10 protein-coding genes are annotated in these 13,325 nt (G+C 74.4%); 8 read left to right on the top strand and 2 right to left on the bottom strand.

Features of this window, described 5'->3' with window-relative positions:
* Positions 1–66 precede the first annotated feature (66 nt).
* The 8 genes from K4G59_RS04540 to ftsY all read left to right on the top strand — a co-directional run bounded on the left by K4G59_RS04540 (position 67) and on the right by ftsY (position 9,112).
* Positions 67–1,539, top strand: coding sequence for a xanthine dehydrogenase small subunit (locus K4G59_RS04540; protein WP_231249621.1), 1,473 nt, complete (start codon positions 67–69; stop codon positions 1,537–1,539).
* A complete protein-coding gene (locus K4G59_RS04535; RefSeq protein WP_231249619.1) occupies positions 1,536–3,971 on the top strand; it encodes a xanthine dehydrogenase molybdopterin binding subunit in 2,436 nt (811 codons plus the stop codon). The genes K4G59_RS04540 and K4G59_RS04535 overlap by 4 nt, the downstream gene beginning before the upstream one ends.
* Positions 3,971–4,825, top strand: coding sequence for a xanthine dehydrogenase accessory protein XdhC (gene xdhC, locus K4G59_RS04530; RefSeq protein WP_231249617.1), 855 nt, complete (start codon positions 3,971–3,973; stop codon positions 4,823–4,825). Before K4G59_RS04535 ends, xdhC begins: the two co-directional genes overlap by 1 nt.
* Positions 4,822–6,168 carry a guanine deaminase gene (gene guaD, locus K4G59_RS04525; protein ID WP_231249616.1) on the top strand — a complete coding sequence of 449 codons (1,347 nt, stop codon included), beginning with the start codon at positions 4,822–4,824 and terminating at the stop codon, positions 6,166–6,168. Before xdhC ends, guaD begins: the two co-directional genes overlap by 4 nt.
* Before the next feature lie 10 nt (positions 6,169–6,178).
* Positions 6,179–6,667, top strand: coding sequence for an acyl-CoA thioesterase (locus K4G59_RS04520; protein WP_231249614.1), 489 nt, complete (start codon positions 6,179–6,181; stop codon positions 6,665–6,667).
* Between the two features lie 102 nt (positions 6,668–6,769).
* The gene (locus K4G59_RS04515) at positions 6,770–6,946 is read left to right on the top strand and encodes a hypothetical protein (protein WP_231249613.1); all 177 of its coding nucleotides are present in this window, start codon (positions 6,770–6,772) and stop codon (positions 6,944–6,946) included.
* A gap of 74 nt (positions 6,947–7,020) precedes the next feature.
* Positions 7,021–7,932: a methyltransferase domain-containing protein gene (locus K4G59_RS04510; protein WP_231249611.1), complete on the top strand. Its 912-nt coding sequence runs from the start codon at positions 7,021–7,023 to the stop codon at positions 7,930–7,932.
* 13 nt (positions 7,933–7,945) lie between these two features.
* Positions 7,946–9,112 (top strand): signal recognition particle-docking protein FtsY, encoded by a 1,167-nt coding sequence (gene ftsY / locus K4G59_RS04505; RefSeq protein WP_231249610.1) that lies wholly within the window; start codon positions 7,946–7,948, stop codon positions 9,110–9,112.
* Positions 9,113–9,328: 216 nt separating this feature from the next.
* Here the strand turns inward: ftsY and K4G59_RS04500 are convergent, their stop codons facing one another.
* Both K4G59_RS04500 and K4G59_RS04495 read right to left on the bottom strand, forming a co-directional pair.
* Positions 9,329–12,316 carry a glycosyltransferase family protein gene (locus tag K4G59_RS04500; RefSeq protein WP_231249608.1) on the bottom strand — a complete coding sequence of 996 codons (2,988 nt, stop codon included), beginning with the start codon at positions 12,314–12,316 and terminating at the stop codon, positions 9,329–9,331.
* Positions 12,306–13,250 carry a rhamnan synthesis F family protein gene (locus tag K4G59_RS04495; RefSeq protein WP_231249607.1) on the bottom strand — a complete coding sequence of 315 codons (945 nt, stop codon included), beginning with the start codon at positions 13,248–13,250 and terminating at the stop codon, positions 12,306–12,308. Before K4G59_RS04495 ends, K4G59_RS04500 begins: the two co-directional genes overlap by 11 nt.
* Between the last annotated feature and the right edge of the window lie 75 nt (positions 13,251–13,325).

Below are 13,325 nucleotides of genomic sequence, written 5' to 3'. Positions count from 1 at the left end.
CGACCACCCGCCCGCGACCAGTCCCGACCACACGGGTCCTGCCCGAGGAGCACCTAGCCTGTGACGATGGAGATGCACGTGAACGGCCGGCAGCGCGCGCTGCCCGCCCGGCCGCACGTCAACCTGCTCGACTACCTGCGCGGCCTGGGCCTGACAGGTGCCAAGGAGGGCTGCGCCGAGGGGGAGTGCGGCGCGTGCGCCGTCCTGGTCGCCCGCCCCGGCGCTGACGGTGACGGAGCGACCTGGACCGCCCTCAACTCCTGCCTGCCGGCGAGCGTGGCGCTCGCGGGCCAGGAGGTCATCACGGCCGAGGGCCTCGGGTCCCCGCAGGCGCTGCACCCCGTGCAGCGCGAGATGGCCGAGCGTGGCGGCTCCCAGTGCGGCTACTGCACGCCCGGGTTCGTGTGCAGCATGGCCGCGGAGTTCTACCGCCCCGACCGCACGCCCGTCGACGAGGGGCAGGAGCCGCAGGAGGAGCACGGGCCCAACGGCTTCGACCTGCACGCCCTCTCGGGCAACCTCTGCCGCTGCACCGGCTACCGCCCGATCCGCGACGCGGCGTACGCCCTCGAGGGGCCGTCCGCCGACGACCCGCTCGCCGGGCGCTGCGCGGCACCGGCGCCCGGCCCGGTCGTCACCGACGCGTCCGACGACAGCGGGCGCTACGTGCGTCCCTCCTCGCTCACCGAGGTCCTCGAGCTGCTGGCCGGCGACCCCACGGCCGTCCCGGTGGCCGGGGCGACCGACCACGGCGTCGAGGTGAACCTGCGGGGTCGCCGCGACCGCCTCGTCGTCGGCATCGACCGGCTGGCCGAGCTGCGCAGGCTCGAGGTCGGCGACGACGTCGTCGAGATCGGGGCCGCGCTCACCCTCACCGAGGTCGAGCAGCGGCTGGGCGGCCGCGTCCCGCTGCTCGACGCGCTCGTGCCGCAGTTCGCCTCGCGGCTGATCCGCAACGCCGCGACGCTCGGAGGCAACCTCGGCACCGCCTCGCCCATCGGCGACGCCGCCCCCGTCCTGCTCGCGCTGGACGCCTCCCTCGTCCTGGCCCACGCCGACGGTGAGCGGGAGGTGGCGCTGGCCGACTACTTCACCGGCTACCGCGAGACCGTACGCCGACCCGGCGAGCTGATCCGCGCCGTCCGGGTGCCGCTGCCCACCGCGTCCGTGACGGCGTTCCACAAGATCGCCAAGCGCCGCTTCGACGACATCTCGTCGGTCGCGGTGGCGTTCGCCCTCGACCTCGGCCCGGCCGACGACGGCGCCCAGGTCGTACGACGCGCCCGGATCGGGCTCGGTGGCGTGGCGGCCGTGCCGTTGCGCGCCCTGGCCACCGAGCAGGCCCTCGAGGGCCGTCCGTGGACCGAGGAGACCGTCGGGCACGCTGCTGAGGTGCTGCGCGGGGAGGGCACCCCGCTGAGCGACCAGCGTGCCAGTGCCGCCTACCGCAGCGCCATGCTGGGCAACGCGCTGCGTCGTCTGTGGGCGGAGTCGCAGGATCCGGGTCCCACGACCGCGGGCGGAGGAGCGGGCCGATGAGCGAGCTGTCCCGCCGTCCCGCCGAAGGCGTCGTCGTGGGCCGGGCCCTGCCGCACGAGAGCGCCGGCCTGCACGTCACGGGCCACGCGCTCTACACCGACGACCTGGTGGCGGCGTGCGCCGACGTGCTGCACGCGCACCCGGTGCCCGCTCCCCACGCGCACGCGCGGGTGCTCCGCCTCGACGCGGCCCGGGCGCTGGCCGTGTCCGGTGTGGTGCGCGTGCTCACCGCCGCCGACGTCCCCGGCACCAACGACTCGGGCGTCAAGCACGACGAGCCCCTGTTCCCCGACACCGTGATGTTCCACGGCCAGGCGGTGGCCTGGGTGCTGGGGGAGAGCCTGGAGGCGGCGCGGCTCGGCGCTGCGGCGGTGCAGGTCGACTACGAGCCGCTGCCCGCGGTGCTCACGCTCGCCGAGGCGATCGAGGCGGGGTCCTACCAGGGCGGGCGGCCCACGGTGGAGCGCGGAGACGTCGAGCGTGGCTTCGCCGAGGCGGCCCACGTGTTCAGCGGCGTCACCGAGATGGCCGGGCAGGAGCACTTCTACCTCGAGACGCACGCCTCCCTGGCCGTCGTCGACGAGGCCGGGCAGGTGTTCGTCCAGTGCAGCACCCAGCACCCGACCGAGACGCAGGAGATCGTCGCCCACGTCCTGGGGCTGCGCAGCCACGAGGTCACCGTCCAGTGCCTGCGGATGGGCGGCGGGTTCGGCGGCAAGGAGATGCAGCCCCACGGCTATGCGGCCGTCGCCGCCCTCGGGGCCGTGCTGACCGGACGTCCCGTGCGGGTCCGGCTGACGCGGCAGCAGGACGTGACGATGACCGGCAAGCGCCACGGCTTCCACGCCGAGTGGCGCGCCGGCTTCGACGCCGAGGGCCGGCTGCTCGCCCTCGACGCCACCCTCACCTCCGACGGTGGGTGGAGCCTGGACCTGTCCGAGCCGGTCCTGGCCCGCGCCCTGTGCCACGTCGACAACGCCTACTGGCTGCCGCACGTGCGCCTCCACGGCCGCGTCGCCCACACCCACAAGACCTCCCAGACCGCGTTCCGCGGCTTCGGCGGCCCGCAGGGGATGCTGGTCGTCGAGGACGTCATCGGACGGTGTGCGCCGCTGGTCGGGCTCGACGCGCGCGAGGTGCGTCGCCGCAGCTTCTACGTCGACGGCCAGGAGACGCCGTACGGCCAGCCGGTCCGGCACGCCGAGCGGCTGGCCGCCGCGTGGCGGCAGCTCCACGACGAGGCGGACGTCGAGCGACGCCTCGAGGAGGTCGCAGCCTTCAACGCCACGCACGCGCACACCAAGCGGGCGCTGGCGCTCACGCCGGTGAAGTTCGGCATCTCCTTCAACTTCACCGCCTTCAACCAGGGCGGCGCCCTCGTCCACGTCTACAAGGACGGGTCGGTGCTGGTGAACCACGGCGGCACCGAGATGGGCCAGGGCCTGCACACCAAGATGCTCCAGGTGGCCGCGACCGCGCTGGGCGTGCCACTCGAGCTGGTGCGCCTGGCCCCGACCCGCACCGACAAGGTCCCCAACACCTCTGCCACCGCCGCGAGCGCGGGGGCCGACCTCAACGGCGGGGCCGTCAAGGACGCCTGCGAGCAGATCCTGCGTCGTCTGGCCGAGGTCGACGCCGGCCGCGGCCTGCCATGGCACGACCTGGTCCAGGCGGCCTACTTCGCGCGGGTGCAGCTCTGGGCGGCCGGCTTCTACCGCACCGAGGGACTGCACTGGGACTCCACCGCGATGCGCGGGCACCCGTTCAAGTACTTCGCCTACGGCGTCTGCGCCGCCGAGGTCGAGGTCGACGGCTTCACCGGCGCCCACCGCACCCGGCGCGTCGACATCGTCCACGACGTCGGCGACTCCCTCTCACCCCTGGTGGACCTCGGGCAGGTCGAGGGCGGGTTCGTCCAGGGGGCGGGCTGGCTGACCCTGGAGGACCTGCGCTGGGACACCTCCGAGGGGCCGCAGCGGGGCCGGCTGTCCACCCAGGCCGCCTCGACCTACAAGCTGCCCTCGTTCTCCGAGATGCCGGTCGACTTCCGGGTCTCCCTGCTCCAGCACGCCCGCGAGGACGGCGCCGTCTACGGCTCGAAGGCCGTGGGCGAGCCACCGCTGATGCTGGCGTTCGCGGTGCGTGAGGCGCTGCGGGACGCCGCCGCGGCCTTCGCCCCCGACGGTGGCGGCGGGACCTCGGTGGACCTCGCGTCCCCAGCGACGCCGGAGTCGGTATTCTGGGCCGTGGAGGACGCCCGGTCCGGTGACCCCGACCGCGCCCGCCTGGTGCGAGGGGCCCCGGGCGTCGTGCCGGACCAGCCCGCTCCCGGCGAGCCGGCGCTGCACCCTCGCTCCGAGCAGGTCCAGCGCGACCTGCTCGCCCACGAGCCGGGCAGGGACGGCTCCCGGTCCGCACAGGTGGAGGCCTGATGTCCTGGATCCGCGCCGTCACGGCCCTGCGCGAGCAGCGACTGCCCGGTGTGCTCGTGACCGTCGTCGCGGTGCGCGGGCACGCCCCGCGTGACCCTGGTGCGCGCATGGTCGTCGGACCGGACCGGACCTGGGGGTCGGTCGGCGGGGGGAACCTCGAGGCGACCGTCCTCGACCGGGCCCGGGAGCTCCTCGCCTCCGGCTCGTCGGCGGTGGAGAGGTGCCGCTTCGACCTCCACGAGCGGGCCCGCACCGACCACGGCCGCCAGTGCTGCGGTGGCGAGGTCGAGGTCCTCCTCGAGCCGCTCCCGGTCGTGGCCTCGGTCGCGGTGGTCGGCCTCGGCCACGTGGGCCTCGAGCTCGCCCGGCTGCTCTCGCGCCACGACCTCGACCTGCACCTGGTCGACTCGCGTGCCGCCCACGTGGACGCCGTACGCCACCACCCGGCCCTCGCGGACGCCGAGGCCACGGTGCACCTGCACCACGCGCCGCTGCCCGAGGTGGCGCTCGGGCTGGTGCCCGCTGGCACCCACCTGCTGGTGATGAGCCACGACCATGCCGAGGACCTCGCGGTGTGCGACGCGGCGCTGCGCACCGGTCCCGGCCACCTGGCCTCGATCGGCGTCATCGGCTCGGCGGCGAAGGCCCGCAGGTTCGCCAAGGCGCTGCGCGAGGAGGGACACCCGCCCGATGTCGTCGAGCGGGTCCGGTGCCCGATCGGGACTCCGGGGCCCGGCAAGGAGCCGGCGGTGATCGCCCTCGGAGTGGCGGCCGACGTGCTCGGTCTCACCGGGGCGACGTACGCCGACGCGGACGGCCGGCCCGACGGGCGCGGAGCGGCGGCCACGCCGTGACCCTCTTCCGGGCGCGCGTGCTCGACACGCCGGAGGACCCGTTCGTCGGCGACGCCCGCGACCCGTCCCACCTCCGGGCCGGTGAGGACGTGGGGATCGTGGTGGAGGGAGGCACGATCACCGAGCGCGACGACTTCGCCGTCGTGCGCGCAGCGCATCCGGACGAGGCCGTGATCGACCTGCGCGACGGCTGGCTGCTGCCCGGCCTGGTCGACACGCACGTCCACTACCCGCAGGTGCGGGTGATCGGTGCCCTCGGGATGCCGCTGCTGGAGTGGCTCGAGCGCTGCGCGCTGCCCGAGGAGCAGCGGCTGGCCGATGCTGACTACGCCGCCGAGGTCGCCACGGAGTTCGTGGGCTCCCTGGTCGCGGCAGGCACCACGACGGCCCTGGTCTTCGGCTCGCACTTCCCGGCTGCCGTCGACGCACTGTTCACCGAGGCGGCCCGCTACGGCCTGCGGATCACCAGCGGGCTCGTGGTCTCCGACCGCGGCCTGCCCGAGCCGCTGCTCGTCGACCCGCGCCGGGCGGCGGCCGACCAGGCGGCGCTCGCGGTGCGGTGGCACGGGGTGGGCCGGGCGCGCTATGCCGTCACGCCGCGCTTCTCCTACTCCGCCTCCGACGCGATGCTCGACGCCTGCGCGGAGGCCGCGGCCTCGGTGCCCGGTGCGTGGTTCACCTCCCACGTCAACGAGAACCCTGCCGAGGTGGCCGAGGTCGGGCGCCTCTTCCGCAGCGCCGAGCACTACGTCGACACCTACGACCGGCACGGGCTCCTCGGGCCGCGCTCGGTCCTGGCCCACAATGTCCACGCCAGCGACGCCGAGCTCGCCGTGCTCGCCGCGGCCGGTAGCGCCGTGGCGCACTGCCCCTCGTCGAACTCCGCCCTGGGCTCCGGGCTGTTCCCCATGCGACGGCACCTGGACCACGGCGTCACGGTGGCGCTCGGCTCGGACGTCGGGGCCGGGACCGGCTTCTCGATGTTCAAGGAGGGCCTGCAGGCGTGCTTCGTGCAAGGACTGCTCGGCGCCGAGGGGGTGGCGCTGTCGGCCGCGCAGCTGCTCTGGCTCGCCACCCGGGGCGGCGCCCGCGCGCTCGGCCTCGACGACCAGGTGGGTGACCTGTCGGTGGGGCGCCAGTTCGACGCGATCTGCGTACGACCTCGTGGGGGCACCGCGCTCGACATCGGGCTGCGGCACGTCGGGTCGCCCGCCGAGGCGCTGGGCAAGATCTTCGCGCTCGCCGGCGACCCGGACGTGGCCGACGTGTGGGTCGCGGGCGAGCAGGTCGCCGCGGCGGGGTTGCGTCGGGCGGCTCCCGTCGCGGGACGACCCGCTCGCTAGGGTGCCGCGCATGAGCGGGGCGAACGGTGACCGGGACCAGCGGCGCATGCCCACGCGCGAGTCGTACGTCGAGTGGCGCACGGCCACCACCCGGTGGCGCGACGACGACGCCTACGGCCACCTCAACAACGCGACCTACTACGAGCTCTTCGACACGGCCGTCAACGCCTACCTCTACGACGCGACCGGTGTCGACGTCCGCGCGCTGCCGCAGATCGGCGTGGTGGCCGAGACGGGCTGTCGCTACTTCCGCGAGATCGGCTTCCCCGAGCCGATCGAGATGGGCCTGGTCGCCGACAGGGTGGGGCGGAGCTCGGTGGTCTACCGCATCGGCCTGTTCCAGGGCGACTCCGAGCACGCGGCCGCCGAGGGCCGCTTCGTCCACGTCTACGTCGACAACTCCCGCGGCGCCGGCGACCGGCCGGTCACACCGATCCCGGACGTGGTCCGCGACGCCGTCGTACGCCTCCTGCGACCCGACGCACCACCGGAGGGGTGACGGTCACCACCCCGACGCGCCGGTGGCTGACGTCGATGCGGGCAGTCACCGCCCGGTGTGTCATGTTGGGGCCGACCTGACCGGACCACCTCGGAGGAACCCGTGCTCGCGATCATCCTGACGATGACCCTCGGCGTGCTCGTCGCCGCAGCCGTGGCCGTCTACGTCGCCTACCCCCACCGGGGCGAGCAGATGCCGGTCGTCCCCCAGCTGGGGGACGCGATGCGCAAGGGCGTCGACTCCCTGCCGACCCTCGAGGACTCCGAGTCGCGCGTCTGAGCGCCTGAGCGCCCTGCAGGCCCGACTCGGCGTGGCACCCCGCCCCGGCGCCGCCGGGGTCTAGCGTGCACGACGTGACCGGCTCACGCCACGACCAGCACCGGACCTACTGCGCGGCCTGCGGGAGCCGCGTGTCCCGGGACTTCCGCCCGGGACCGGACGGACGCCCGGCCGCCAAGTGCCCGCGTTGCGGCAGCCTCGAGCGGCACCGGTTCCTGTCGCTGCTGCTCGGTGCGCTCGGACCTGACCTGCGCGACCTCGACACCGTGGTGGAGATCGCGCCATCGCGGCAGTCCACGCCGCTGATCGACCGGCTGGGCGCCCGCCACCGGGTGCGCCTCGACCTCGGCCACGACAAGCGGGACGTCGACGCGCTCGCCTGCCTCACGGCGCTGCCGCTGCGCGACGCCTCGGTGGACCTCCTGGTCTGCTACCACGTCCTCGAGCACGTGCCTGACGACCGCGCGGCCATGGCCGAGATCGCCCGCGTGCTCAGTCCGCGCGGGATCGCCCTGCTCGAGGTCCCGATCAGGACGGGGATCGCCACCGAGGAGGACCCGACCGCGTCGCCGGAGGAGTGCCTGCGCCGCTTCGGCCAGGCCGACCACGTGCGGTGGTACGGCGACGACGTCGACGAGCGGTTCTCGCAGGCCGGACTGGCGACCCTGCGGGTCACCCCGCCGGCGCTGCTCGGCGAGGCGGCGGTCGAGTGGTTCAACCTGATGCCGCACGAAGTGGTGTGGATCGCCCGGCCCGGGGAGGGCGTGGCCTCACCGATGGTGGCGTGCGCGGCGTCGGGCCTGACCGCGGCCTTCGACGCGGTCCTCGGCGAGCTGGCGCACACCCGGGAGCAGCTCGGTCGTGCCCGGGCACGGGGCGACCGGCTGGCCCGCGAGCGGGACGGGCTGCGCGCCCGCCTCGACCAGGTGCTGGTCCGGCACGAGCCCGCGGTCCTCACCCGACTTCGACGCGTGGCCCGCCTCTGATTGGATTGGCCCCATGGGTGTCCTGGGTGAATGGCTCTATCTGATCGTCGCCATCGCGGTCGTCGGCGTGCTGACGCTCGCCGGCCTGCTGACCGCGGGTCGACGCCGCCGCGTCGAGCCGCCGGCGGGTGGCACCGACGTCATCGCGCCGCCGCCGACCGAGGGGGAGGTCGCCACCGAGGCGCCGCCGGAGCCCGCTGTCGCCACGGCGGAGCCGCTGGCCGAGCCGACCGCCGAGGCCCCGCCCGCGCTGGAGAAGCCCGAGGGCACCGCGTCGCGACTCGTGCGGCTGCGCCAGCGTCTCTCCCGCTCGCAGGGCGGCTTGGGCAAGGGCCTGCTGGCCCTGCTGAGCCGCGACCGCCTCGACGACGACACCTGGGAGGAGATCGAGGACACCCTCCTGACCGCCGACATCGGCGTCGCCCCCACCCAGGCCCTCGTGGAGCGGCTGCGTGAGCGGCTCCGGGTCGAGGGCGGGCAGTCGCCCGACCCGCGCACGGTGCTGCGCGAGGAGCTCATCTCGCTCGTCGGCACCGACATGGACCGCCGCGTCCAGGTGACCGGCACCGACGGCAACCCCGGTGTCGTCCTCGTCGTCGGCGTCAACGGCGCCGGCAAGACCACCACGGTCGGCAAGATCGCGCGCATCCTCGTCGCCGAGGACCTCACCGTCACGCTCGGGGCGGCCGACACCTTCCGCGCCGCCGCGGTCGACCAGCTCGCCACGTGGGGCGAGCGCGTCGGTGTCGAGGTCGTGCGTGGCCCCGAGGGCGGCGACCCCGCGAGCGTCGCCTTCGACGCGGTCAAGCACGGCGTGGAGCACGGCGTCGACACGGTGCTCGTCGACACCGCCGGCCGCCTGCAGAACAAGGCCGGCCTGATGGACGAGCTCGGCAAGGTCAAGCGCGTCATCGAGAAGCAGGCGCCCGTCACCGAGGTGCTGCTCGTCCTCGACGCCACCACCGGCCAGAACGGCCTCATCCAGGCCCGCGTCTTCAGCGAGATCGTCGACGTCACGGGCATCGTGCTGACCAAGCTCGACGGCTCCGCCAAGGGCGGCATCGTCGTGCAGGTCCAGCGCGAGCTCGGCGTCCCGGTCAAGCTCGTCGGCCTCGGCGAGGGTGCCGACGACATGGCGCCCTTCGACGCCGCGGCGTTCGTCGACGCGCTCCTCGGCTGACCGGGCACTTCCTCGCGTCACACGACGCTGACCGGGCACTTCCTCGCGTCACACGACGCTGACCGGGCACTTCCTCGCCCGAGACGACGCTGACCGGGCACTTCGGCCGCAAGGCAGCGGTGTGCGACCGGCGCGCGCGGGATGAAGCGCCCGATCAGGCCCTGCGCACAGAACGAAGCGCCCGGTCAGGGCCTGCGTACAGAACGAAGCGCCCGATCAGCGGCGAGCGAGGAGCGCGCGCACGGCGTCGTCGATGAGCGTCTCCGCGCGCTTGTCGAAGCTGTGCTCGGCGATGATGCGGGTGGCGATCCGGCGCCGGGTCTCGCCGTCGGGGAAGGCGTCGTACGGCGGCTGCACCAGGCGGGCCAGCTCGTGCTCGTTGTCGAACGGGACGACCAGCCCGGAGAAGGTCTCCTCCAGGCCGTCGATGCGGTCGCTGAGGATCCGCGCCCCGCACGCCGCGGCGTCGAAGAGCCGGTTGGAGGCGAAGCTGTCGCGACGCATGTCGAGGTGGTGGTCGTTGAGCACGACGCCGGCGGAGGCGTAGAGCGCGCCGACCTCCTCGTTGGCCACACCGCCGGAGGCGATCTGCTCGCGCTCCACGAACTCGGTCCAGTCGTTGCCGTGGAGGGTGAGGTCGGCGCCGATCGCGAGCGCGCTGCGGACGGCGTAGCGGTAGACCCCTCGCGAGTTGCCGACGAACAGCAGCGCCGGACCGGTGTCGGGCGCGGCGCGGTCGGGGTGGAACCAGCGGGTGTCGGTGCACTGGAGGAGCGGCTCGATCCGCGTGCCCCAGGCGCTCGTCATCCGCTCCGACCAGCTGGTGCTGGCGGCGTAGACCAGGTCGAAGCCCGCGACCTCTTCCGGCTCGATCATGTCGGGGTGGCTGATGATCCACTCCACGTTGAGCAACCCCGGCCTGGGGGCGACCCGGTCGAGCCCGCGCAGGACCAGCAGCACGTCGTCGTGGTCGCGGGAGTCGCGCTCGCGCGCGTCGCGCCGGTCGATGGCCACGTGCTGGCCGCGTCGCTCGAGCGCGTCGGCGAGCGAGCGGGCGAAGTAGGTGTCGCCCCAGCGGTCGCCGCGCGGCGCGGCCGGCGCGGCGATGTCGACGGCCCAGCGCAGCCGCGGCGGCGACTCGTGGATGCCGTCGAGGGCGCGCACGACCAGCTGCGGCACCAGCACGGCGGGGGCGCTGCGGTCCTCGAGGTCGGCCGACACCCGGCGCTGGCGCTCGTCGGTGACCTCCAGCCCGGCACGCAGCAGCAGCCCGACCGCGGGGTCGGGCGACGAAGGTGTCGCCCGCGCGGTCGAGCGCAGCGACGACAGGGCGCCGATCAGCTCCTCGTCCCTGGCGTACGCCGTGCGCGAGGTGATGACGGTGTCGGGCACGACCACGGCGTGACCGTGCCCGGCCTGCTCGGCCCGCAGGCCGAGGTCGGTCTCGGCGAGCACGGAGTGGAAGCGCGCGTCGAGGCCGCGCAGCGCGAGCGCCGTGCTCGTGCGCACCGCCACCACCGGGGCGGCGGGTGCGGCGACGGCGTTCTGCCCGATGCGGACGGCATCGCTGGAGGGCAGGCCCGCCAGGAAGAGCTCGGGGTGGGGGTTGTCCGCGCCGAACCTCGCGCCGGCACTCAGCACCACCCCGTCGAGGTCCACGACCAGGGGCTGGGCCGTCGCGACGTCCTCCTCGCGGAGCACGCCGGCCAGGCGCTGGGCGATCGGCTGTCGCGGGGGCATCGCCTCGGGGCGGACCAGCAGCACCGTGCTGCCCGCGACCTGCGCGAGGCCCACGTTGGTGGCCGCCGACATCGAGACCGCCGCCGGCACGGAGACGAAGCGCGCACCGGAGATGACCGAGGCGATCGAGGCCGCCAGGACGTGGTGGGCGCGCCGCAGCCGGACCCCGACGAGGATCAGCTCGGCACCCTCGCGCGGCACCGAGCCCAGCCACTCGACGGTGCGTCGCGGCTCGGGCCCCACCGGCATGACGTGGCTGACCAGGTCCTCGGAGGTCTCGCGCGCCGCGGCCGCCTCCCAGTCGACCAGCTGTCGCTCGAGCACCACCGATCCCCAGTCGTCACCGTGGCCGACCGGGACCGGCTCGGGCCGACGGAGGACGGGTACGTCGACCGCCACCGGCTCGCTCGTGCGCGTCAGGCGCAGCAGCAGGTCGCGCTCGACCGCGCCGCCGAGGGACTCGTCGAAGCCGCCCACGTCCTCGACCGCGTCGCGGCGCAGCAGCGCGGTGGCCAGGTCGACGGGGCGGCCGCCGAGCAGCTCGTGGCGCGAGCGGCCCACGGCGCCGACCCCGGCCAGGACGCACGCTGCCCCGGTCTGGCGGGCGTGCGCGAGCAGGTCTGCGAGCATCTCCGGGAGCCACTCGCGGCCCAGCGGCAGGAACGCCACGTGGTCGGCCGTGCCGTGCTCGAGGGCGGCGTTGAGCGCGCGCGCCTCGCCGCAGCGCCCCTCCCGCACGAGCGTGATGCGGTCGTCGAAGGCCGCCATGCCCTGGAGGACGGCTGCGGTGTCGTCCACCGAGCCGCGGTCCACCGCGACGAGGTGCCAGTCGACGAAGGTCTGGGCCTGCAGCGACGCGACCGTGCGGTGGACCGACGGGCCGGCGTCCTGGGCGGCCATCACGACCGTCACGGCGGGGGAGGAGCCCGCAACCGGGGTGAGGGCGGGTGCGGGGCCGACGAGCTCGGGTCGCTGGACCACGACCTCCTCGCGCCACCCGGCGGCCGCCTCGATCGCGGCGGCGCGGTAGGTGCCCCACGACACCCGCCTGGGCAGGATCCGCGTCGGCAGGGGCGTGCCCGGCCCGGACACCGAGAGCCAGTAGGACAGCGCGCCGTAGGGGTGGTGCCGCGCCTCGGGGTGGGCGGCGAAGATGATCCGCGGGTCGACCAGGGGGTGGGGGGCGATCCGGTTGCGACGCCGGCGCTCGGCGACGTACCAGAGCGCCGGGTGCTGGCCCAGGCGCTGCCAGGAGCGGCGTCGGCCGATCCACTGCGCCTCGAAGAGCGGGTGCGGCGAGACGTCGCCGGCCTCGACGACCGCGCGCGCGGCCTCCTCCGGCGAGTCGAACGCGGTGCCGAGCTGCGCGGCGACGTAGTCGACGTCGACGAGCCCGGCCTCGACCATGACCTGCGCGGCGTCGTCGAACCTCACCTGCCCCGCGCGGCGACGATCACCGCGCATCCGAGTACCTCACGCGCGGGAAGAGCGGCTCGAGCGCCAGCGGCGTCGGCAGCAGCCGCTCGGTGTCGCGCAGCGGGTAGTGCTGGGCGGTCTCCTCGAGGAACTCCCGCACGCCCTCGAAGCGCTGGGGGAAGCGGCGCTCGCACAGCTCGAGGAGCCGGTCGGCGTCGAGGTTGTAGGGGTCGTAGCGCAGGGTGTCGATCTTGACGTAGGGCAGGCGGGCGTTGTCGAGGACGCGGTCGGCCAGGCTGCGTGCCGGGTTCCACGGCTCGTTGGCGCGCTCGCGCCACTCGCGCACCTCCGCGCGCGTGCGGGGGAAGTGGGAGCGGTGCGCGGCCCACCACCGCATGCGCTCGCGGGCGATGCGGCGGTCCTCGGGGGTCTCGACGAAGTAGGTGTCGGAGACGAACCCGGCGTCGTACAGGCGCCGCGACATGCCGACCTCGTAGCGGCGGATGACCTGGCGCCGCTTGGAGATCGGCTCCATCTCCTCCCAGAAGGCCGTGAAGGCACGCGAGGCGACGACCCAGGGGCGGAAGGCGATGAAGAAGGACTGGATGTGCGGGGCGACACGCTCGGCGCCGGTGAGTCCCCAGAAGTCGCACGGCCGCGCCGCCATCTCCTCGAAGACGCGGTCGTAGGAGTCGAGGGCGAAGACGTAGGTGTCGTTGCAGACCACCACCTCGTCGTACGCCGTCAGGTCGCCCGCGGCGTCGAGACCCACCTTGTAGCTGAAGAAGTCGTAGCCGTAGTTGGCCCGCTCGACCAGCACCGCGCGCTCGCTCAACCAGGCGCGGGCGGACTCCTGCAGCTGGGCGGTGGTGCAGACCAGCAGGGTGTCGACCGAGGCGGCCAGCGCCTCCACCTGTCCACGCACGTGCGGTCGCAGCTCCCCGGCGACGTCGTAGTGCGCCATCACGGCCAGTCTGGACACGGCCGAACACTAACAAGGCGGTTGCGCGGCCCGATCCGTTCACACACCCGTAACACGAGGCGCGATTCCGTTGCC

Origin of the sequence: Nocardioides furvisabuli, from assembly GCF_021083185.1 — a bacterium.
Classification (GTDB): domain Bacteria; phylum Actinomycetota; class Actinomycetes; order Propionibacteriales; family Nocardioidaceae; genus Nocardioides; species Nocardioides furvisabuli.
The sequence above is the reverse complement of the archived record's forward strand: the minus strand, read 5'-3'. Positions and strand labels throughout refer to the sequence as shown.